We start from the raw sequence: 21,751 nt of genomic DNA, 5'->3' as shown, positions 1-21,751 counted from the left end.
TAGGGCGGATTAAAGGGTGACGTCTTGCAGTTCGAGCGTCAGCGGTTCGGGGCCGGACAACTTGACCCGCTGGTTGCCGGCCAGGGTCAGGGTGGCGCCGACCACGTTCGGGCGGATCGGCAACTCGCCGGCGTCCAGGTCCAGCAGGCAGACCAGGGTGACGCTGGCCGGGCGGCCGTAATCGAACAATTCATTCATGGCGGCGCGGATAGTCCGACCGCTCATCAGCACGTCGTCGATCAGCACCAGATGCTGGCCTTCGATCTCGAAGGGCAGGGCGGACGGGCGCACTTGCGGGTGCAGGCCGTTCTGGCTGAAGTCATCGCGATAGAAGGACACATCCAGCGTGCCCAGTGGCGCATCGCTGTTCAGTTCCTTGAGCAGCGCCTGCGCGACCCAGATGCCGCCGGTGCGGATGCCGATGTAACGCGGTTCGCTGATGTCACGCTGGGCAAGGTGCGCCTTGAGGCGGGTCGCCATCTGGCTGATCAGATCGGCGGGATTGGGCAGGCTCATGGTTGCTCCTTCGTGAATCCGCGCTGCGTCCTGCCGGACGAAGCTCGGTTTATAACCAAAAGAAAAGCGCCGAAGCGCTTGTCAGGATTCAAACAATGCAGTGTTTTCATCGAGCCAGCCCTGCAGCAGCAGGGCAGCGGCGATGGCGTCCACCGGGTTGTCGCGGTAACTGCCTTTCTGCCCGCCACGCACCAGTCGCTCGCCCTTGGCTTCGAAAGTGGTCAGGCGTTCGTCGTGGGTATAGAAGGGCAGGTTGTAGCGGCCGTTGAGGCGGCGGGCGAATTTCTCGGCGCGCACGCACATGTCGCTGGGCGTGCCGTCCATGTTCAGCGGCAGGCCGACCACCACGGCGTCGGGTTTCCATTCTTTTATCAGCGCTTCGACCTGATCCCAGTTCGGCACGCCATTCTGTGCTTTGAGGGTGCACAGCTCGCGGGCCTGGCCGGTGATGACCTGGCCGACCGCGACGCCGATCTGTTTGGTGCCGTAGTCGAAGCCGAGAATCAGGCGCAGGGCCATCAGGCGTGACCTGCCTGGCTGGTGAGCAGATTGAGATCGATGCCCAAGTGCCGCGCTGCCGCTTCCAGGCGCAATTCGCTGCGGGTGTTGAACAGTATGTCGGCGTTGAAAGGGCAGGTCAGCCAGGCGTTGTCGGCCAGTTCGGCTTCCAGTTGCCCGGCTTCCCAGCCGGCGTAACCGAGGGTGATCAGGCTCTGCGCGGGGCCGACGCCGTCAGCGATGGCGAACAGCACGTCCTGCGAAGTCGACAGGGCCAGGTCGCCGTCCAGCTGCGCCGTGGCCTGGAACGTTTGGCCCGCCGGGTGCAGGACAAAACCGCGATCGGTCTGCACCGGCCCGCCGATGAAGATCGGCACATCCTGGCAGCGTGCCGGCGGCTCGATGTCCGGGCGCAGCTGTTCGAGGATGTCGGCCAGGTTCAAGTCTTGCGGCCTGTTGACCACCAGCCCCATCGCGCCATTGGCCGTGTGCTCGACGATGTAGGTCAAGGTGTGGGCAAAGTTCGGGTCGGCCATGTGTGGCATGGCGATCAGGAAGTGATGCTTGAGGTAGCTGGGGCTGACGTTTTTCATGAGCGCTAGTGTGGCGTCGCAAGGGCGAACTGACAAGCTGAGGCTTTAAAAGATCGCAGCCTTCGGCAGCTCCTACAGGGTGTACGCAGGCCCACTGTAGGAGCTGCCGAAGGCTGCGATCTTTTGATTTTGCTCTTAATTGCTTGAGAGCTTGTCGCCCCGGGCAAATTTCCAGGTGCGGATGATTTCCAGGCGGTCGATGTCCGACAGATCGCCGGTAAACGGTGCAAACGGCGCGGCCAGGCGGACGATGCGCTGCGCGGCCTGATCGAGCAGCGGCTGGCCGGAGGATTCGAGCACCAGCACCTCATACAGCGAACCGTCGCGGTTGATCGAGACCATCAGGCGCAAATTGCCGTAGATCTGCTTGCGCCGTGCTTCTTCGGGGTAGTTGAGGTTGCCGATGCGCTCGACCTTCTTGCGCCAGTCGTCCTTGTACCAGGCGCCCTTGTCGCGCATGGTCGAGGCCGCGCTCAAGCGGTGGATGCGCGGGCGTTTGGCGTACAGCTGTTGTTCCTTGGCCAGCTCTGCTTCGAGGCTGGCGATGTCGCTGGACAACTGCGAGCTGTCGAACACCGGCGCGTCGACGGTCGGTTTGACTTCGGTTTTGCTTTCTTCTTTCTTGGTCGGCGCCTTTTTCGGTTTCGGCGCGACGGTGGTCACCGCTGCCTTCGGTGCGGCTTCCTGCACCACTGGCTTGGCGGCGGGCGGCGGGGTGACCTTTTTGACCTGATTGTCCTGGAATGGCGCGACTTCGGTGGTCTTGGGCAGGGCTTTCTTGTCCAGCGTGCCGCTGCCTTCCTGGTTTTCCTGAGCGAGAAAATCTGCCTTTTCCGGCTTCTTCTCGGCCTTGAAGGTGGCCAGGGTGATTTCCAGGGTTTTGCTGATCTGCTGCGGCTCGACCATGGTGAAGCCGACGCCTAGCAGCAGCGCCAAGTGAATCAGCGCTGCCAGAAACAGGGTAAAACCGAGGCGATCGGCCGGGCGCACGCCACGATGGGCGAGTTCAGCGGGCAGATCGGACGGGAGGGTCATGACAAGAAAACCAACATCGCGTTTTTCAGAGGCTGCGCATGATAACGCAATGTTGGTTTCGCGCCTTGGGCTTCACGCTTCAAGCGACAGGCTGCATGTGACGTACATCAAGCTTGTGGCTTTTTGCCGGCCGCTTGCAGCTTTTTATCGATCGCATCCATCAGCATGCCGCCGATATCAGTGCCGAACGCATTGTCGATTTCGCGGATGCAGGTCGGGCTGGTGACGTTGATTTCGGTCAGGTGCTCGCCGATCACGTCGAGGCCGACGAACAGCAGGCCTTTCTCGCGCAGGGTCGGGCCGACCTGGGCGGCGATCCAGCGATCCTTCTCGGTCAGCGGACGCGCTTCGCCACGGCCACCGGCGGCGAGGTTGCCACGGGTTTCGCCCAGCGCCGGAATCCGCGCCAGGCAGTAATCCACCGGCTCGCCATCGATCATCAGAATGCGCTTGTCGCCGTCGACGATCGCCGGCAGGTAACCCTGAATCATGATCTGCTGCTTGCCGTGCAGGGTCAGGGTTTCGAGGATCACCGAGAGGTTCGGGTGGCCGGCGGTGTGGCGGAAGATCGACGAACCGCCCATGCCGTCCAGCGGCTTGAGGATCACGTCACCGTGATGATCGGCGAACTCACGCAATACGTCCGGGCGGCGGCTGACGATGGTCGGCGGCGTGCACTGCGGAAACAGCGTGGCGAACAGCTTTTCATTGCAGTCGCGCAGGCTCTGCGGCTTGTTCACCACCAGCACGCCGGCGGCTTCGGCCTGTTCCAGCAAGTAAGTGGAGTAGACGAACTCCATGTCGAACGGCGGATCCTTGCGCATCAGGATCACGTCCAGGTCGCTCAGCAGCTTGTCCTGTTCGGCGTCCAGCTCGAACCATTTGTCCGGGTTGGCGAAGACTTTCAGCGGGCTCATCCGCGCCCGCGCCTGGCCTTCGGCCTGATACAGGTCTTTCTGTTCCATGTAGAACAGTTCCCAGCCACGCTTCTGCGCGGCCAGCAGCATGGCCAGCGAGCTATCCTTTTTATAGGAGATGCTGGCGATAGGGTCCATGACAATCCCGACGCGAACGCTCATTGGGTTTTCCTCGAAATTTGGCTACCGGATCGGTATTGAAAAAGTGCCGCCAGAGTGGCGCCGGGCGGGTTTCGGGTCAAGGAAAAACCCGTCGATAGATTGCATCTGGAGACTGTGCTAAAAAGGCTGGCAGATCGCGCCGCCCCATGGGTTTCAAGGGTTTCAGGCCATTATTCACAGCAAAACGGACAATTTGATTCGCAAAGGCGACGGTAGAACCCTCTTATGGAACAGCAGTCCAGCGCCTTGAAGGTCATGGTGATCGACGACTCGAAAACGATTCGCCGCACCGCCGAAACATTGTTGAAGAATGTCGGTTGCGAAGTGATCACCGCCATCGACGGTTTCGATGCGCTGGCGAAGATTGCCGACCACCATCCCGGGATCATCTTTGTCGACATCATGATGCCGCGTCTGGACGGTTATCAGACCTGCGCCCTGATCAAGAACAACAGCGCCTTCAAGGCGACGCCGGTGATCATGCTGTCGTCCAGGGACGGTCTGTTCGACAAGGCCAAGGGGCGGATTGTCGGCTCTGATCAATTTCTGACCAAGCCGTTCAGCAAAGAAGAACTGCTCAACGCGATCCAGGCCCATGTTCCGGGCTTCGCCGCCGTTTTGCCGCAGTAAGACACGCACAGTGACGCTCGGCCAGCGGGCCGGCAGTCGACCAGAAAAATGGGGAAGACCATGGCACGTATCCTGATCGTCGATGATTCGCCGACTGAAATGTACAAACTCACCGGCATGCTCGAAAAGCACGGCCATGAAGTGCTCAAGGCCGAGAACGGCGCCGACGGCGTGGCCTTGGCCCGTCAGGAAAAACCCGACGCGGTGCTGATGGACATCGTCATGCCTGGCCTCAACGGTTTTCAGGCGACCCGGCAGTTGACCAAGGATGCCGACACGGCGCACATCCCGGTGATCATCATCACCACCAAGGATCAGGAGACCGACAAGGTCTGGGGCACCCGCCAGGGCGCCAAGGATTACCTGACCAAACCGGTCGACGAAGACACCCTGATCAAGACCCTGAACAACGTACTCAACGGCTGATCGCGCGATCATGAACGAATCGCTGACCGCGTTCGAACTGCTCTGGCAGATCGACCAGCGCTGCCGCCTGCTGGCAGCGGACCTGCCGTCGCAAGCGGCGCGCCCGGATCGCTGGAGCGGCATCGGCTTTCGCCTCGGCGAACATTGGTATGTGGCGCCGATGGGCGAAGTCAGCGAAGTCCTGCATGAACCGCGCTTCACCCAGTTGCCCGGGGTCAAGCCGTGGGTCAAGGGTGTCGCCAATCTGCGCGGGCGGCTGCTGCCGATCATGGACCTGTGCGGCTTCTTCGGCCATGAGCTGTCGCCGCTGCGCAAACAACGGCGGGTATTGGTGGTGGAACATGAAGACGTGTTCGCCGGGGTAATGGTCGACGAAGTCATCGGCTTGCAGCATTTCGAACAGGGCAGTTTCGAGCCTCTGTCGATCAGCAAGCGCCAGGGCTCCAAGGCCGAATTCGTCAAAGGCTATTTCCGCCGTGAACAGAACTGGCGGGTGTTCAGCCTGTTCGCACTGGCCAGGTCTCCGGTGTTCATGGGTGTGGCTCTATAGCACGAACAACAGAACCCATGTGGACGCGGGCCATGTGGCGAGGGGATTTATCCCCGTTGGGTCGCGCAGCGGCCCCAAAAACTGCAATGCCTGACACCGTCAGCGCATGCGATATTTTTGCGACTGCTTCGCAGCCGAACGGGGATAAATCCCCTCGCCACAAGGCTCGCTCCCACAAGGGCCATGGCAGGTTTCATAGGCGAGGACCGATGACAAAAGCAAAAACAGGCAAGTCGGCAGAAGCATCGCGCAGTCGCGCACAGATCATCGTGCTGTTTATCGCACTGATCGTGTTCATCATGCTGCTGTTCGCCAACTTCGCGTACCTCAACACCCAGGCGAACTACGACAAGCAGTACATCGGCCATGCCGGCGAACTGCGCGTGCTCTCGCAACGCATTGCCAAGAACGCCACCGAAGCGGCGGCGGGCAAGGCTGCGGCGTTCAAGCTGCTCAGTGATGCGCGCAACGATTTTGCCCAGCGCTGGGGCTACCTGAAGAAGGGTGACCCGAACACCGGCCTGCCGCCGGCACCCGTCGCGGTGCGCCCGGAAATGCGCGCGGTGCAGATGGACTGGGAGCGCCTGTTGAAAAACACCGATGCGATCCTCAGCAGCGAACAGACCGTGCTGTCGCTGCATCAAGTCGCCGCGACGCTGGCCGAAACCGTACCGCAGTTGCAGATCGAATACGAAAAAGTCGTGGAAATCCTGCTCCAGCGCGGCGCCCCGGCGGCGCAGGTGGCAATGGCGCAACGGCAATCGTTGCTTGCCGAACGCATCCTCGGTGCCGTCAACACCGTGCTTGCCGGTGACGAAAACTCGCAGCAGGCCGCCGACGCCTTTGGCCGCGATGCCGCGCGTTTCGGCCTGGTGCTTAACGGCATGTTGCAAGGCAACCCGGCGCTGAAAATCAGCCAGGTCGAAGACCGCGACGCCCGTGCGCGTTTGAGCGAAATTTCCGAGCTGTTCCAGTTCGTTTCCGGCTCCGTGGACGAAATCCTCGAAACCTCGCCTGAGCTGTTCAAGGTGCGCGAGTCGGCCAGCAACATCTTCACCCTGTCGCAAACCCTGCTCGACGAAGCCTCGCATCTGGCCACCGGGTTCGAGCATCTGGCCGGCGGGCGCAACACCGACACCATTGGCGGCTATGTGCTGGGCTTGCTGGCGCTGGCCTCGATCATCCTCATCGGTCTGGTCATGGTCCGCGAAACCAATCGCCAGTTGCGTGAAACCGCCGAGAAGAACGAGCGCAACCAGAACGCGATCATGCGCCTGCTCGACGAAATCGAAGACCTCGCCGATGGCGACCTCACCGTGACCGCTTCGGTGACCGAAGACTTCACCGGCACCATCGCCGACTCGATCAACTATTCCGTCGACCAATTGCGCGATCTGGTCGCCACCATCAACCTCACCGCCGGCCAGGTTGCCGCCGCTGTGCAGGAAACCCAGGCCACCGCCATGCATCTGGCCCAAGCGTCTGAGCAACAGGCCCAGCAGATTTCCGAAGCCTCGACAGCGATCAGCGACATGGCCGAGTCCATCGATCAGGTCTCGGCCAACGCTGCCGAATCGTCGGCGGTGGCCGAGCGTTCCGTGGAAATCGCCAACAAGGGCAACGAGGTGGTGCACAACACCATCCACGGTATGGACAACATCCGCGAACAGATTCAGGACACGGCCAAGCGCATCAAGCGCCTCGGCGAGTCCTCTCAGGAAATCGGCGACATCGTCAGCCTGATCGATGACATCGCCGACCAGACCAACATCCTCGCCCTCAACGCGGCGATCCAGGCATCGATGGCCGGCGACGCCGGGCGCGGTTTTGCCGTGGTTGCCGACGAAGTGCAGCGCCTGGCCGAACGTTCGTCCGCCGCGACCCGGCAGATCGAAACCCTGGTGCGGGCGATTCAGGCCGACACCAACGAAGCGGTGATTTCCATGGAACAGACCACCACCGAAGTGGTGCGCGGCGCGCGACTGGCGCAGGATGCCGGTGTGGCTCTGGAAGAAATCGAAGGCGTATCCAAGACCCTCGCGGCGCTGATCCAGAGCATTTCCAACGCGGCGCAGCAGCAGACCTCTTCGGCCGGGCAGATCTCGCTGACGATGAATGTGATCCAGCAGATCACCTCGCAAACCTCGTCGGGGTCCACGGCCACCGCCGAGAGCATCGGCAACCTGGCGAAAATGGCCAGTCAGTTGCGCCGTTCGGTGTCCGGTTTCACCTTGCCGGCGGCGACAGATAAAGCGTGAGTGGAGTGGTTATGGGTGATCGGCACGACTACGTGGCCCTGGAATGGGTCAAGGGCGAAATTGCCGAAACGCTGAGGCTGGCGCATCAGGCGATCGAAGCCGTGCTCGACGATCCGCAGGCCTTTCCCGGTCTGGACGAGTGCCTGGCGTACATTCATCAGGTCCACGGCAGTCTGCAGATGGTCGAATTCTACGGCGCAGCGTTGCTCGCCGAAGAAATGGAACACCTAGTCCAAGCCCTGCAACATCAACGCGTGCCACACCGCGACGAGGCCTTGCACCTGCTGCTGCAAGCCTTGGGGCAACTGCCGCTTTACCTTGACCGCGTGCAGAGCGCCCGCCGCGACCTGCCGCTGGTGGTGTTGCCGCTGATCAACGATCTGCGCAGCGCCCGTGGTGAAAGCCTGCTGGCGGAAACCAGCCTGTTCAGCCCGCCACTGCCCGAGCTGGCGCCGCTCGGCGACGAGGCACTCGCCGCGCTGGAACCGCCCGATCTGCCGAACGTGCTGCGCAAACTGCGGCAGATGCTGCAAATGGCTCTGGTCGGTCTGCTGCGCGAACAGGACGACCAGACGCACCTTGGCTATCTGGCCAAAGTCTTCAGCCGTCTCGAAGCGCTGAGCGGCGACGCGCCGTTGAGCCCTTTGTGGCAAATCGCCTCGGCATTGGTCGAGGGCATGCGCGAGGGCGTCATCGCCAACAGTCCGGCGCTGCGCAGCCTGTTCAAGGACGCCGACCAAGAGCTCAAGCGCCTGCTCGAGCAGGGCATCGTCGGGCTCAATCAGCCGGCGCCGGCCGAGCTGCTGAAAAGCCTGTTGTTCTATATTGCCAAAGCCGAACATCCCACCGGGCAGATGCTGACCATGAAAGATCACTACTCCCTGGACGACGCGTTGCCCGACAGCGCGATGGTCGATGAAGAACGCGCACGCCTCGCCGGCCCCGACCGCGATGCCATGCGCTCGGTGCTGGCGGCGCTGTGCGAAGAGCTGGTGCGGGTCAAGGAGCGCCTCGATCTGTTCGTGCGCAGCGACCGCCAGCACGCCTCGGATCTGGACAGCCTGCTCGCACCGCTGCGGCAGATTGCCGACACCCTCGCGGTGCTGGGTTTCGGCCAGCCGCGCAAAGTCATCATCGACCAACTGGCAGTGGTGCTCAGCCTCGCCCAAGGCCAGCGCGAACCGAACGACGCGATCCTCATGGACGTCGCCGGGGCCTTGCTCTACGTCGAAGCCACGCTGGCCGGCATGGTTGGCACGGTGGAGACGCAAAGCGCCGAAGACGCGCGCCTGCCGACCACCGACCTGACGCAGATCCATCAGATCGTGATCAAGGAAGCGCGCATCTGCCTGCAACAGGCCAAGGACATGATCGTCGACTACATCGACGCCGATTGGGACCGCCAGCATCTGCAATCGCTGCCCGAACTGCTGACACAGGTGCGCGGCGCGCTGGCGATGATTCCGCTGGCCCGAGCAGCGAGTCTGGTCGAGGCCTGCAACGGTTTCATTCGCGAGCATTTGATGCTCGATGCCCACGAACCGGGCTGGGAACAACTCGATCATCTGGCCGATGTGATCAGCAGCCTGGAGTATTACCTCGAACGCCTGAGCGATGACCCGCAGGCGCCCGCCGAGCATCTGCTCGATGTCGCGCAAAACAGCCTCGCCAGCCTCGGCTTCTTCGCTAACGAGCAGCCCGGCGAAGCGCAGGTGCCGGTGCTCGATGAGGTGCTCAGCCCCAGCGAAGCGCAGCTCATGCAGGATCTGCAAACCCTTGACGACCCTGACGTCGTGCAGTCGCTCGCCGAGGTGCTGGCCAGCCCGCTGTCGGCGCTCAACCCGCCGGCGCGCAACACCCCTGACAGCCTGATGCCGCCGCCGACCGATGAGGAACCGGTCGACGATGAACTGCGCGAAGTATTCCTCGAAGAGACCGACGAAGTCCTCGCGGTCCTCCACGAATACCTGCCGCGCTGGACCGCCAATCCCCAGGACCGCGCCGCCCTGATTGAGCTGCGTCGGGCCTTCCATACCTTGAAGGGCAGCGGGCGCATGGTCCGCGCGTTGGTCCTTGGCGAACTGGCCTGGGCCGTGGAAAACCTGCTCAACCGCGTGCTCGAACAAAGCGTCGAGCCCGGCGCAGTGCTGCGCCAGTTGCTCGGCGACACGCTGTTGCTGCTGCCCGAGCTGATCAACGAATTCGCCACCCAGCGTCAGCGCCAACGCAGCGATGTCGACCAACTCGCCGCCCGCGCCCACGCGTTGGCCAAAGGCGATGAGCCGCTGGCTGCCGAAGACACCGACGACGTCGCCGCGCTTGATCCGCTGCTGCTGGAAATCTTCCGCAAAGAAGCCGAAACCCACCTCGCCAGCCTCAACCGTTTCCTCGATCAGGCCGCCGAACAGGTGCCGTTGCCGGCCAGCGACGAACTGCAACGGGCGCTGCACACGCTCAAGGGCAGTGCATCCATGGCCGGCGTATTGCCGATGGCCGAACTGGCGGCTTCACTGGATCAACTGGCTCGCGAGTTCAAGGCGCATCAGTTGCCGCTGGATCTGGACGAGGTCGAATTGCTGCTCGAAGCCGAGGGTTTGTTCCGCGTCGGCCTGCGTCAGCTCAAACACGATCCGCTGGCGCCGATTGTCGGTGCGCAGTCGCTGATCAAACGCACCGAGGCGCTGCTCGCCGAGCGCCTGCAAGCCAGCTCCGATGGCGCTGACAGCGGCCTGCGCCTCAAGCGCGATCCGCAGCTGATCAACAACTTCCTCGCCCAGGGCATGGACATCCTCCTCGACGCCGAAAACCTTTTGCAGCGCTGGCAGCAACACCCCGGCGAACGCCAGGAACTCAGCGCCTTGCTCGATGAGCTGACCACTCTGGGCGAGGGCGCGCACCTTGCCGATCTGCTTCCGGTCGATGGCCTCTGCGAAGCTTTGCTCGACCTGTATGGCGCGGTGGAAGAAAGCAGCCTGGCGGTCAGTGAGCGGTTTTTCCACGAGGCGCAACTGGCCCACGAAGCGCTGATCAACATGCTCGACGAGCTCGCTGCCGGCCAGGAAATCACCCCGCAGCCGGAGCGGATTCGTGCCTTGCAGGAACTGCTCGACGAAGGCCTCGACCCGGCGGCGATGGGCCTGATCCGCAGCGACGGCAGCCGCACCCTGGACATTCGCGAACTGGGCAGCGCCACCGCGCAATTGCAGCAATCGGTTGCCGCCCTTGAGCCTGACGACGAGATCGTCGAAATCTTCCTCGAAGAGGCGGTGGACATTCTCGACAGCGCCGGGCAAGCCTTGCAGCGCTGGCGCAAGGATCCGGACAACGCCGCGCCGCTGTCGTCATTGCAGCGCGACTTGCACACGCTGAAGGGCGGCGCGCGCATGGCCGAGGTCGAGGTTATCGGCGACCTTGCCCAGGAACTGGAAAACCTCTACGAAGGGCTGGTCGATCGGCGCTACAACCACAGCGCCGTGCTCGAAGGTTTGTTGCAGCACAGTCATGAGCGGTTGGCGCTGATGCTGGAGCAACTGCAAGCGCATCAAGCGCTGACCCCGGCGCAGGATCTGATCGACGCGATCCGTCAGTTGCGTCAGGGCCAGGCCGCCAGCGAATCTGCCCCCGCTGCGGTCGAACACGACAACGCCGGGCATGATCCGGAACTGTTGGAAATCTTCCTCGAAGAAGGTTTCGACATCATCGAAAGCTCCGGCGCCGCGCTGTTGCGCTGGCAGGCCGAGCCGGGCAACCGTCAGGAAATCGAAACCCTGCTGCGCGATCTGCACACCCTCAAGGGCGGCGCGCGCATGGTCGAAATCGGCCCGATCGGCGACCTCGCCCATGAGCTGGAATTTCTCTACGAAAGCCTCTCTAGCGGTGCGCTGCAACCGTCTGCCGAACTGTTCGCGCTGGTGCAGCGCGGCCATGACCGACTGGCGCAAATGCTCGATGGTGTGCGCGCCGGGCAACCGTGCCCGCCGGCCGATCGGCTGATCAACGCGATCCAGAATTTCAGTCACCCGGTGCAGGTTGAAGCGCCGCCGGCGCCGGCTCCAGTCATCAAGCCCGAGGCCGCGCCGCCGAGCGCCGATGCTGGCGCGGACATGGTCAAGGTCTCGTCCGAGCTGCTTGATGAACTGGTCAATCTGGCCGGGGAAACCTCGATCTTTCGTGGGCGAATCGAGCAGCAAGTCAACGATGCGCAGATTGCTCTCAACGAGATGGAAACCACCATCGAGCGCATGCGCGATCAGTTGCGCCGCCTCGACACCGAAACCCAGGGGCGCATCCTCAGCCGCCAGCAAGTCGATGGCGAACGCCTCGGTTATGAAGACTTCGATCCGCTGGAAATGGACCGCCATTCGCAGCTTCAGCAACTGTCGCGGGCGCTGTTCGAATCCGCCTCGGACCTGCTCGACCTCAAGGAAACCCTCGACCGCCGCAATCACGACGCAGAAAACCTGTTGCAACAACAGGGGCGGATCAACACCGAGCTGCAGGAAGGCCTTATGCGTACGCGCATGGTGCCGTTCGAACGCATGGTGCCGCGTCTGAAACGCATCGTTCGTCAGGTCGCCGAAGAGCTGGGCAAGGATGTCGCATTCGTCGTCGGCAACGCTGATGGCGAGATGGATCGCAACGTGCTGGAGCGCATGGCCGCGCCGCTGGAACACATGCTGCGCAACGCCGTCGACCATGGCCTCGAACCCGCTGATGTGCGGCTGGCGGCAGGTAAACCGGCGCAAGGGCAGATCACCCTTGATCTGTCCCGCGAGGGCGGTGACATCGTTTTCGACATCCGCGACGACGGCGCCGGGGTGCCGCTGGAAGCCGTGCGGCGCAAGGCGATCAAACGCGGCTTGCTGGCGCCCGACGCCGAGATCAGCGACCGCGACGTGTTGCAGTTCATCCTTCAGCCGGGTTTCTCCACGGCGGAAAAGATCACCCAGATTTCCGGGCGTGGCGTCGGCATGGACGTGGTCCACGAAGAGGTGCGTCAGCTCGGCGGCAGCATGAGTATCGATTCGGTGCCGGGGCAGGGCGTGCATTTCCGCATTCGCCTGCCGTTCACCGTGTCGGTCAACCGCGCGCTGATGGTGCAGTGCGGCGAGGATCAATACGCGATCCCGCTGAACACCATCGAAGGCATCGTGCGCGTGTTGCCGAATGATCTGGAAGGGCATTTCCGTCACGATCCACCGAGCTATCAATACGGCGGCCAGCGGTATGAGCTGTGCTATCTCGGCGAGCTGTTGAAGACTGCGCCACGGCCAAAACTGCTCGGGCAGAACCTGCCGTTGCCGGTGCTGCTGGTGCATTGCAACGACCGCCATGTTGCGGTGCTGGTCGACTCCATGGCCGGCACCCGCGAGATCGTGGTCAAGAGCCTCGGCCCGCAGTTCGCGGCGGTGCAGGGCGTGTCGGGGGCGACGATTCTCGGCGATGGCCGGGTGGTGCTGATTCTGGATCTGCTCGCACCGATCCGGGCGATGCAGGCGCGCCTGGCGCAAGAGCCGGCGCGCACGGACATCGACAGCGAACCGCACAAGCCGTTGCTGATCATGGTCGTCGATGACTCGGTGACGGTGCGCAAGGTCACCAGCCGTTTGCTCGAGCGTCACGGCATGAACGTGCTGACCGCCAAGGACGGCGTCGATGCGATGCTGCTCCTCGAAGAGCACATGCCCGACCTGATGCTGCTCGACATCGAAATGCCGCGCATGGACGGCTTCGAAGTCGCCACTCAGGTGCGCGCCGACGAACGCCTGTGCCACTTGCCGATCATCATGATCACCTCGCGCACCGGGCAGAAACACCGCGACCGCGCCATGGCCATCGGCGTCAATGACTACCTCGGCAAGCCGTATCAGGAATCGGTGTTGCTGGAGAGCATCGCCCAGTGGAGCAAGAAACATGCATGAGCACCGGCATAACCCGCGCACCAGCCAGCTCACCGGGCTGCTGCTGCCGCTGGCCGATCGCAACCTGATCCTGCCCAATGTCGCCATCGCCGAGCTGATCGACTACCAGGCCAGCGCCTTCGATCTCGACACGCCGCCGTGGTACCTGGGGCGGGTAACGTGGCGCGAGCGGCAGATTCCGCTGATCAGTTTCGAATCGGCCTGCGGGCAGAAAATCGTCATCGGCGAACGGGCGCGGATCGTCATCCTGAATGCGCTGGGCGGCTTGCCGCAGCTCAGATTCATCGCCCTGTTGGTGCAGGGGATTCCTCGGTCGTACAAGCTGGACAGTCAGTTGAGTTACGTGGATGTGCCGTTGTGTGCGCTGGAGCAGGCGGCGGTGCAGGTCGGCGAGCAGGTGGCGAAGGTGCCGGATTTGTTGGGGCTGGAGCAGTTACTGGTGGATGCGGGATTGGCCCGCTGATCCAAGGCTTTCGCTTGATCGTTGCCACGCGCTGCGTGGGAATGCAGCCCGGGACGCTCCGCGTCCCATCAAGAGCCGAACGCGGAGCGTCCGTGGAGGCATTCCCACGCAGAGCGTGGGAACGATCAAAAGCCCCTCACCCCAGCCCTCTCCCAAAGGGAGAGGGAGCCGACCGGGGTGTCTCGCGTCCTACATCGACCTGGAATGACCGAGTCGATTATGGATTCACTACAACGGGTTCAGGTCAGCGTCATTCCCAAGCATCCCCCAATCAGTCCCCTCTCCCTCCGGGAGAGGGCTAGGGTGAGGGTAGCTTTTGAACGTTACGCTCAGCGTAATGATTCACCACCCAGCTTGATTGATGCCCTCACCACACACGCCTAACTTGGCTCCACGACAGCGAACCCCGTGGAGTGAGCATGACAACAACAATTTCCCCCGACTCGCGCTGGACGCGGCGGCGTGACGAGAAGCAGCGCCGGCTCGACAAGGTGCGCGGGCTCGCCGATGGCGCGGTGTTGCCTAGCGACAAGATCGTCGCCGCGCTCGAAGCGCTGATCCATCCCGGCGACCGTGTGGTGCTGGAGGGCAACAACCAGAAACAGGCGGATTTCCTTTCACGTTCGCTGGCCAAGGCCGACCCGGCCAAGCTCCACGATCTGCACATGATCATGCCCAGCGTCGGCCGCTCCGAACACCTTGATCTGTTCGAACGTGGCATTGCCCGCAAGCTCGATTTCTCCTTCGCCGGCACCCAGAGCCTGCGCATCAGCCAATTGCTCGAAGATGGCTTGCTCGAAGTCGGCGCCATTCACACGTACATCGAACTCTACGCCCGCCTCGTCGTGGACCTGATCCCCAACGTTGTGCTCTCGGCCGGCTTCATGGCCGACCGCGCTGGCAACATCTACACCGGCCCGAGCACCGAAGACACCCCCGCACTGATCGAACCGGCGGCGTTCAGCGACGGTATCGTTATCGTCCAGGTCAACCAATTGGTCGATGACGTCAGCGAGCTGCCTCGCGTAGACATCCCGGCGTCGTGGGTCGATTTCGTTGTGGTCGCCGACAAGCCGTTCTACATCGAACCGCTGTTCACCCGCGACCCACGCCACATCAAGCCTGTGCACGTGCTGATGGCGATGATGGCGATTCGCGGGATCTACGAAAAACACAATGTGCAGTCACTCAACCACGGCATCGGTTTCAACACCGCCGCCATCGAACTGATCCTGCCGACCTACGGCGAATCCCTCGGCTTGAAGGGCAAGATTTGCCGCAACTGGACGCTCAATCCGCACCCGACGCTGATCCCGGCGATTGAAAGCGGCTGGGTCGAGAGCGTGCATTGCTTCGGTACCGAACTGGGCATGGAAAACTACATCGCCGCTCGGCCGGATGTGTTCTTCACCGGCCGCGACGGCTCGCTGCGCTCCAACCGCATGGTCTGCCAACTGGCCGGGCAATACGCGGTGGACCTGTTCATCGGCGCGACGCTGCAAGTCGACGGCGACGGCCATTCCTCGACGGTGACTCGGGGCCGTCTCGCCGGTTTCGGTGGTGCGCCAAACATGGGTCACGACCCGCGCGGCCGCCGTCACGGCACCCCGGCGTGGCTGGACATGCGCCACGCCGATGGGCCGCAACCGATGCTCGAACGCGGCAAGAAACTCGTGGTGCAAATGGTCGAGACCTTCCAGGAGGGCGGCAAACCGACCTTCGTCGAAACCCTCGACGCGGTGGAGGTGGCGAAGAAAAGCGGCATGCCGCTGGCACCGATCATGATCTACGGCGACGACGTTACCCACCTGCTCACCGAAGAAGGCATCGCCTACCTGTACAAGGCGCGCTCGCTGGAAGAACGCCAGGCGATGATCGCAGCGGTCGCCGGGGTTACCGCCATCGGCCTGCGGCACAACCCGAAAGACACCGAACGCATGCGCCGCGAAGGCCTGATCGCCTTGCCCGAAGACCTCGGCATCCGCCGCACCGACGCCACCCGCGAATTGCTCGCGGCGAAAAGCGTCGCCGATCTGGTCGAGTGGTCCGGCGGCCTGTACAACCCGCCCGCCAAATTCAGGAGCTGGTAATGCACGCATTCAACCTGCAAGCGAAACCGCTTTCTCTGGCTGACCGCTTGGCCGATCTGGCGGTGGACGCACTGATCGACGAAGCCGATCTGTCGCCGAAACCGGCGCTGGTCGACCGTCGCGGCAATGGCGCACACACCGATCTGCACCTGGGCCTGATGCACGCGTCGGCGCTGGCATTGTGGCCGGCATTCAAGGAAATGGCCGAGGCCGCGCTGGAGATCGGTGAAGTCGGTGTGCCGTTGCGCGAAGCGATTGGCCGCATCGGCCGCGAGGGCGAACAAGCGATGCTCGTGACCACCAACGGCGTCAACACCCATCGCGGTGCGATCTGGGCATTGGGACTGTTCGTGACGGCCGCCGCGCTGCAACCGAAATCCATCGCCCTGTGCGCCGCCCGCCTGGCACTGCTCGACGACCGCTACGCACCGACGCCGCTCAGCCATGGCGCACAGGTCGCCCAGCGTTACGGCGCACGCGGTGCTCGCGAAGAAGCGCAACTGGGCTTCCCGTCCGTGCTGCAACGCGGCCTGCCGCAACTGCATAAAAGCCGCGCCAACGGCCACGGCGAACAGAACGCCCGGCTCGATGCATTGCTGGCGATCATGACCGAGCTGGCCGACACCTGCGTGCTCTACCGCGCTGGCGAACCGGGCTTGCACGCCATGCAGGCCGGCGCGCAAGCGGTGCTCGATGCCGGCGGCAGCGCCAGCCTCAGCGGTCGTCGGCGCCTGCACGAACTCGATCAACAACTCATCGCATTGAATGCCTCGCCCGGTGGCGCCGCCGACCTGCTCGCCGCCACATTGCTGCTCGATCGTATCGAGCACGACGGCATCTCTCAGGGAGCGTTTTGATGGAAAACCTATCGTTTGAATTCCCCGCCGGGCAGCCGCCACGCGGGCGTGCGCTGGTCGGCTGTGTCGGCTCGGGGGATCTGGAAGTGCTGATCGAACCGGGTCTGGCCGGCAAACTGACGATCAACGTGCAGACCTCGGTCAACGGCGCGCAGCAGCGCTGGCAGCACCTGTTTGCGCGGATGTTCGACGGCACCACGCCGCCGGCGATGGCCATCGATATCCACGATTTCGGCGCGACGCCGGGGGTGGTGCGCTTGCGTCTGGAACAGGGTTTCGAGGAGATCGGCCATGACTGACAGCGCAGTGTTGCTCAACAAACACAGCTTCGTCGAACTTGGCGCACGGCAGCGGGCGCAAGCCTTGCTCGACGCCGGGACCTTTCGCGAACTGCTCGATCCGTTTCAACGGGTCATGTCGCCGTGGCTCGAGCGCCAGGGTGTAGTGCCGCAAGCCGACGACGGCGTGATCATCGCCAAGGGCAGTCTCGACGGTTTGCCGGTGGTCATTGCGGCGATTGAAGGTGCGTTTCAGGGCGGCAGCCTTGGTGAAGTCGGCGGGGCGAAGATTGCCGGTGCGCTGGAACTGGCCGCCGAAGACAACCGCAACGGCATCCCCACCCGCGCCGTATTGCTGCTGGAAACCGGCGGCGTGCGCTTGCAGGAAGCCAATCTAGGGCTGGCGGCGATTGCCGATATTCACGCGGCGATTGTCGATTTGCAGCAATACCAACCGGTGGTCGGCGTGGTCGCCGGCAGCGTCGGTTGCTTCGGCGGCATGTCGATCGCCGCAGCGCTGTGCAGTTATTTGCTGGTGACTCAGGAAGCACGCCTCGGCCTGAACGGCCCGCAGGTGATCGAGCAGGAAGCCGGGATCGAGGAATACGACTCCCGCGACCGGCCCTTCATCTGGGGCCTGACCGGCGGCGAACAGCGTTTCAACACGGGGCTGGTGGACCGTTATGTCGGCGATGACGTGGCGCAAATTCGTCAGCAGGTCGGTGAATTGCTCCAGCAAGGCCTGCCGGCACAGCCGCGCAGTCAGCGCGCCGAGTGGTCCCTGCAACGCTTGGCGAGCCTGGACACGAACGCGCAAATCGAGCCTTCGGTGGTTCGCGATCTGTATCAAGGAGAGCGCTCATGAGCGGTTACTCACTGCGCGGTTTGCACTGGTTCAATGCGCTCAGCGCTGGCGCCAGTGTCGTCGAAGGTTTGCCGCCGTCGTTGAAAGTCGCCGACGCTGAGCTCGGCAGGTTTATCGCGGTGGTCGGCGACCCGGACAATCGTTTTCCTCGCGCCCGCAATGGCGAGGTCGGTTTGCTCGAAGGCTGGGGGCTGGCCAAGGCTGTGGATGACGCGATCAGCGCCGACCGCGACAGCGCACAGAAGCGCCCGATCATCGCCATCGTCGATGTGCCGAGCCAGGCGTATGGCCGGCGCGAAGAAGCCCTCGGCATTCATCAGGCGCTGGCCGGCGCGGCGGACAGTTATGCTCGTGCGCGATTGGCCGGGCATCCGGTGATTGCGCTGCTGGTGGGCAAGGCCATGTCGGGTGCGTTTCTCGCTCACGGTTATCAGGCCAATCGCCTGATCGCGCTGCGCGACCCCGGCGTGATGGTCCACGCGATGGGCAAAGCCTCGGCGGCGCGGGTGACCTTGCGCAGTGTCGAGGAACTGGAAGCGCTGGCCTCGAGCGTGCCGCCGATGGCCTACGACATCGACAGCTACGCCAGCCTCGGCCTGCTCTGGGAAACCCTCTCGGTGCAGCAGATCGAACAACCGACGGCGGAAGATCTGGCGCGGGTGAGCGAGTGCCTGAAGCAAGCGATCAGCGATGTGACCGGCACTGATTTGAAAGGGCGCCTTGGTGCGAGCAATCGTGCCGCCTCCAGCCGCGTCCGCGAACTGCTGAGGGCGCAGTGGTGAACCTGCCCCTGGCCCACGATCTGCTCTGGGGCATGACCCCGGCGCAGTTGCCGGCGGATGCGCCGCAGTGGGCGATCGCGGCGCTGGCGGCCGGGCAACCGGTGGTGGTGCGCCGGGCCTTGAGCGAGGAAGGTCAGGTCGCGGTCGGTGTGCGCGGTGTGTTGCGCGAGCAGCGGCTGGCGGCGTTTATGGCGCTGGATTCGATTGCCTGTCGGGTCAGTCCCGAAGCCCTTTGTCATATTGAGTGCGAGCGAGATCTGCCGGTGATGCAGGCGCTCAAACAACTGCGGCCGATGCTCGATGACTGCCGTTGGGTCTGGGGTGTCAGCGGCAGTGTCGGGTTTGAATTGGCCAGTGGTTTTGCAGCGATGCATGCGGCCAGTGATCTCGATCTGATTCTGCGTGCGCCGCAGATGATCGGCCGTGATCAGGCGCGCGAACTGGTCGCGCTATTTGATCAGACTGTGTGCCGAGTCGACATGCAATTGCAGACGCCATTCGGCGCGGTGGCGCTGCGTGAATGGGCCAGCGGTTCGTCCCGAGTGCTGCTGAAAAATGCTTATCAGGCCTGTCTGGTGACGGATCCGTGGAACCCGCAGGAGCAGGCAGCGTGAGCAGCCTTTTGGTGTTTCCCGGCCAAGGCGCGCAGCAAGCGGGCATGCTCCAGCGTTTGCCAAGGGAAACGCTGGTCGAGGCCAGTGATGTGCTCGGCGAGGATGTCTTGCTGCTGGATTGTGCCGAGGCATTGCGCACGACACGAGCGGTTCAGTTGTGCCTGCTGATCGCCGGTGTCGCTGCTTCGCGGCAGTTATTGCAGGATGAACTGACTGCGGATTACGTCGCCGGCCTGTCCATCGGCGCCTACCCGGCGGCAGTGGTGGCGGGGGCATTGAGCTTCAGCGATGCGCTGCATCTGGTCAGCCTGCGCGGTGAGCTGATGCAACAAGCCTATCCACAGGGCTACGGCATGACCGCGATCATCGGCTTGCAGTTATCCACCGTCGAAACGCTGCTGGCGCAAGTGCACAGCGAAGATGCGCCGGTGTATCTGGCCAACATCAACGCCGATAACCAAGTGGTGATTGCCGGCAGCGACAAGGCCATGCACGCGGTGGCCGAACTGGCGCGCAGTCGCGGCGCCGGAGTGGCGAAGCGGCTGGCGGTGAGCGTGCCGTCGCATTGCCCATTGCTGGAAAAACCGGCGCAGGCGCTTGCCGACGCCTTCGCCAAGGTTGAACTGAAGAACCCGAAAATCGCTTATCTGAGCGGCAGTCGCGCAAGGCCTGTTGCCAAAGTCGAAGCGCTGCGTGACGACCTCGCTTTCAACATGTGCCGCGTGGTGGACTGGCGCGGCACCGTGCAAAGCGCCTACGAGCGCGGCGTACGTCTACAGATCGAACTGCCGCCCGGTGCGGTGCTGACCGGGCTGGCGCGCCGGGTGTTCGAGCAGGGCACCGTCACTGCCTTCGACAGTGCCCGCCTCGATACCCTGCAAGCGCTGTTGCGCGAGGAGGGTGGCCGCCAACTCTAAAAACGCCGCGACTCAAGCTTCGAACAACAAAAACAACATTCGACGATGCACTTTGAGGACTACAACAATGATTATTTACGGTGTGGCATTTCTCGCCTTTTGCACGCTGGTCGGTATCTGGGTCGGTGAATTGCTCGGCAAGCTGATCGGCGTGCCGGCCAATGTCGGCGGTGTCGGTATTGCGATGCTGCTGTTGATCGGCCTGGGCAGCTATCTCTACAAGAGCGGCTGGCTCAAGGGCAAGACCGAGCAGGGCGTGGAGTTCTGGAGCGCGATCTACATCCCCATCGTGGTCGCCATGGCCGCACAGCAGAATGTCTACGGTGCGCTGAAGGGCGGGCCGATGGCGATTCTTGCCGGCACCCTCGCCGTAGTGATCGCCTTTGCTCTGGTGCCGGTGCTGACGCGCATGGGCAACAAGCAAGAGACGCCGATTGCTCCAGCCAAGACTGCGGGGTAATCGCCATGTACGAATCAATGATGAAAGTGATCACCGGCTACGGTCTGATCAGCGGCTTTTTGATTGTCGGCCTGACCATGTGGGTGTCCTACTGGATGTCCAACACTTTCACCAAGGGCCGTCTGCACGGTTCGGCGATCGCCATTCTGCTCGGGCTGGTGCTGTCGTATATCGGCGGCGCGCTGACCGGTGGGCAAAAAGGCGTGGTGGATATTCCCCTGCTGTCCGGCATCGGCCTGCTCGGTGGTGCGATGCTGCGGGATTTCGCGATTGTGGCGACGGCGTTTGGCGTCAGTGTCGATGAGCTCAAACGCGCCGGATTCGTCGGTGTGCTGGCGCTGTTTGTCGGCGTTGGCACCTCGTTCGTCGCCGGCGTCGGCGTGGCGATGGCGTTCGGCTACACCGATGCGGTGAGCCTGACCACCATTGGCGCCGGTGCCGTGACTTATATCGTTGGCCCGGTGACCGGTGCGGCGATTGGTGCCAGCTCCGAGGTGATGGCGCTGTCGATTGCGGCGGGGCTGATCAAGGCGATTCTGGTGATGGTGATGACACCCTTCGTGGCGCCGATGATCGGCCTGAACAATCCTCGCAGTGCGGTAATTTTCGGTGGTTTGATGGGCACCTCCAGCGGCGTTGCCGGAGGCCTCGCGGCCACCGATCCGAAGCTGGTGCCATATGGTTGCCTGACGGCGGCGTTCTACACCGCGCTCGGGTGTCTGCTTGGGCCTTCGCTGTTGTTTCTGGCGATGCGCGGGTTGATGGGTTAGTCAATTTAAGCTGCCCTCACCCTAACCCTCTCCCGTAGGGAGAGGGGACTGACCGAGTTGTTTTGGCGTTATACATCGACCTGAAATTTCTAAGTCGAACTCAGATTCTGAAAAAGCCCCCGATCTGCTCCCTTTCCCCCTCTACCCCT

The 21,751-nt window shown here is 63.0% G+C and carries 20 protein-coding genes; 15 read left to right on the top strand and 5 right to left on the bottom strand.

Features of this window, described 5'->3' with window-relative positions:
* Nucleotides 1-9 precede the first annotated feature (9 nt).
* The 5 genes from pyrR to gshB all read right to left on the bottom strand — a co-directional run bounded on the left by pyrR (nt 10) and on the right by gshB (nt 3,721).
* The gene (gene pyrR, locus AB4N85_RS19885; RefSeq protein WP_016772737.1) at nt 10-516 is read right to left on the bottom strand and encodes a bifunctional pyr operon transcriptional regulator/uracil phosphoribosyltransferase PyrR; all 507 of its coding nucleotides are present in this window, start codon (nt 514-516) and stop codon (nt 10-12) included.
* An 81-nt stretch (nt 517-597) separates the two neighbouring features.
* Nucleotides 598-1,035 (bottom strand): Holliday junction resolvase RuvX, encoded by a 438-nt coding sequence (gene ruvX, locus AB4N85_RS19880; RefSeq protein WP_041476809.1) that lies wholly within the window; start codon nt 1,033-1,035, stop codon nt 598-600.
* Entirely contained in the window at nt 1,035-1,607 is a 573-nt protein-coding gene (locus tag AB4N85_RS19875) for a YqgE/AlgH family protein (RefSeq protein WP_016772739.1), read from the bottom strand. Before AB4N85_RS19875 ends, ruvX begins: the two co-directional genes overlap by 1 nt.
* A gap of 135 nt (nt 1,608-1,742) precedes the next feature.
* Entirely contained in the window at nt 1,743-2,642 is a 900-nt protein-coding gene (locus tag AB4N85_RS19870; protein ID WP_039757551.1) for an energy transducer TonB, read from the bottom strand.
* Between the two features lie 107 nt (nt 2,643-2,749).
* A complete protein-coding gene (gshB, locus tag AB4N85_RS19865; protein ID WP_056786399.1) occupies nt 2,750-3,721 on the bottom strand; it encodes a glutathione synthase in 972 nt (323 codons plus the stop codon).
* Between the two features lie 225 nt (nt 3,722-3,946).
* Here gshB and pilG point away from each other — a divergent pair, with 225 nt between their 5' ends.
* From pilG to madM, 15 genes are all read left to right on the top strand, one after another.
* Nucleotides 3,947-4,351 carry a twitching motility response regulator PilG gene (gene pilG / locus AB4N85_RS19860; RefSeq protein WP_016772743.1) on the top strand — a complete coding sequence of 135 codons (405 nt, stop codon included), beginning with the start codon at nt 3,947-3,949 and terminating at the stop codon, nt 4,349-4,351.
* A gap of 60 nt (nt 4,352-4,411) precedes the next feature.
* Entirely contained in the window at nt 4,412-4,777 is a 366-nt protein-coding gene (gene pilH / locus AB4N85_RS19855; RefSeq protein WP_016772744.1) for a twitching motility response regulator PilH, read from the top strand.
* Between the two features lie 10 nt (nt 4,778-4,787).
* On the top strand, nt 4,788-5,327 hold the full coding sequence (locus AB4N85_RS19850) for a chemotaxis protein CheW (RefSeq protein ID WP_016772745.1): 540 nt from the start codon (nt 4,788-4,790) through the stop codon (nt 5,325-5,327).
* Nucleotides 5,328-5,536: 209 nt separating this feature from the next.
* The gene (locus AB4N85_RS19845; RefSeq protein WP_041476807.1) at nt 5,537-7,585 is read left to right on the top strand and encodes a methyl-accepting chemotaxis protein; all 2,049 of its coding nucleotides are present in this window, start codon (nt 5,537-5,539) and stop codon (nt 7,583-7,585) included.
* Between the two features lie 11 nt (nt 7,586-7,596).
* Nucleotides 7,597-13,506: an Hpt domain-containing protein gene (locus tag AB4N85_RS19840; protein WP_460065566.1), complete on the top strand. Its 5,910-nt coding sequence runs from the start codon at nt 7,597-7,599 to the stop codon at nt 13,504-13,506.
* On the top strand, nt 13,499-13,969 hold the full coding sequence (locus AB4N85_RS19835; protein ID WP_056786406.1) for a chemotaxis protein CheW: 471 nt from the start codon (nt 13,499-13,501) through the stop codon (nt 13,967-13,969). Before AB4N85_RS19840 ends, AB4N85_RS19835 begins: the two co-directional genes overlap by 8 nt.
* Nucleotides 13,970-14,388: 419 nt before the next feature.
* On the top strand, nt 14,389-16,059 hold the full coding sequence (gene mdcA, locus AB4N85_RS19830; RefSeq protein WP_016772750.1) for a malonate decarboxylase subunit alpha: 1,671 nt from the start codon (nt 14,389-14,391) through the stop codon (nt 16,057-16,059).
* A complete protein-coding gene (locus AB4N85_RS19825) occupies nt 16,059-16,916 on the top strand; it encodes a triphosphoribosyl-dephospho-CoA synthase (protein WP_423520246.1) in 858 nt (285 codons plus the stop codon). Before mdcA ends, AB4N85_RS19825 begins: the two co-directional genes overlap by 1 nt.
* Nucleotides 16,916-17,215, top strand: a complete 300-nt coding sequence (locus tag AB4N85_RS19820; protein WP_039757560.1) for a malonate decarboxylase subunit delta — start codon at nt 16,916-16,918, stop codon at nt 17,213-17,215. The genes AB4N85_RS19825 and AB4N85_RS19820 overlap by 1 nt, the downstream gene beginning before the upstream one ends.
* Nucleotides 17,208-18,059 (top strand): biotin-independent malonate decarboxylase subunit beta, encoded by an 852-nt coding sequence (locus tag AB4N85_RS19815; RefSeq protein WP_460065562.1) that lies wholly within the window; start codon nt 17,208-17,210, stop codon nt 18,057-18,059. Before AB4N85_RS19820 ends, AB4N85_RS19815 begins: the two co-directional genes overlap by 8 nt.
* On the top strand, nt 18,056-18,841 hold the full coding sequence (mdcE, locus tag AB4N85_RS19810) for a biotin-independent malonate decarboxylase subunit gamma (RefSeq protein ID WP_252879032.1): 786 nt from the start codon (nt 18,056-18,058) through the stop codon (nt 18,839-18,841). The genes AB4N85_RS19815 and mdcE overlap by 4 nt, the downstream gene beginning before the upstream one ends.
* A complete protein-coding gene (locus tag AB4N85_RS19805; protein WP_252879031.1) occupies nt 18,835-19,455 on the top strand; it encodes a malonate decarboxylase holo-ACP synthase in 621 nt (206 codons plus the stop codon). Before mdcE ends, AB4N85_RS19805 begins: the two co-directional genes overlap by 7 nt.
* Nucleotides 19,452-20,372: a malonate decarboxylase subunit epsilon gene (mdcH, locus tag AB4N85_RS19800; protein WP_252879030.1), complete on the top strand. Its 921-nt coding sequence runs from the start codon at nt 19,452-19,454 to the stop codon at nt 20,370-20,372. The genes AB4N85_RS19805 and mdcH overlap by 4 nt, the downstream gene beginning before the upstream one ends.
* 67 nt (nt 20,373-20,439) lie before the next feature.
* On the top strand, nt 20,440-20,832 hold the full coding sequence (gene madL, locus AB4N85_RS19795; protein WP_016772756.1) for a malonate transporter subunit MadL: 393 nt from the start codon (nt 20,440-20,442) through the stop codon (nt 20,830-20,832).
* A gap of 5 nt (nt 20,833-20,837) precedes the next feature.
* Entirely contained in the window at nt 20,838-21,602 is a 765-nt protein-coding gene (madM, locus tag AB4N85_RS19790) for a malonate transporter subunit MadM (protein WP_041476796.1), read from the top strand.
* The last annotated feature ends 149 nt before the right edge of the window (nt 21,603-21,751 follow it).

It is taken from the genome of Pseudomonas sp. H1_G08, from assembly GCF_054681355.1.
This window is presented reverse-complemented; position numbering and strand designations above follow the sequence as displayed.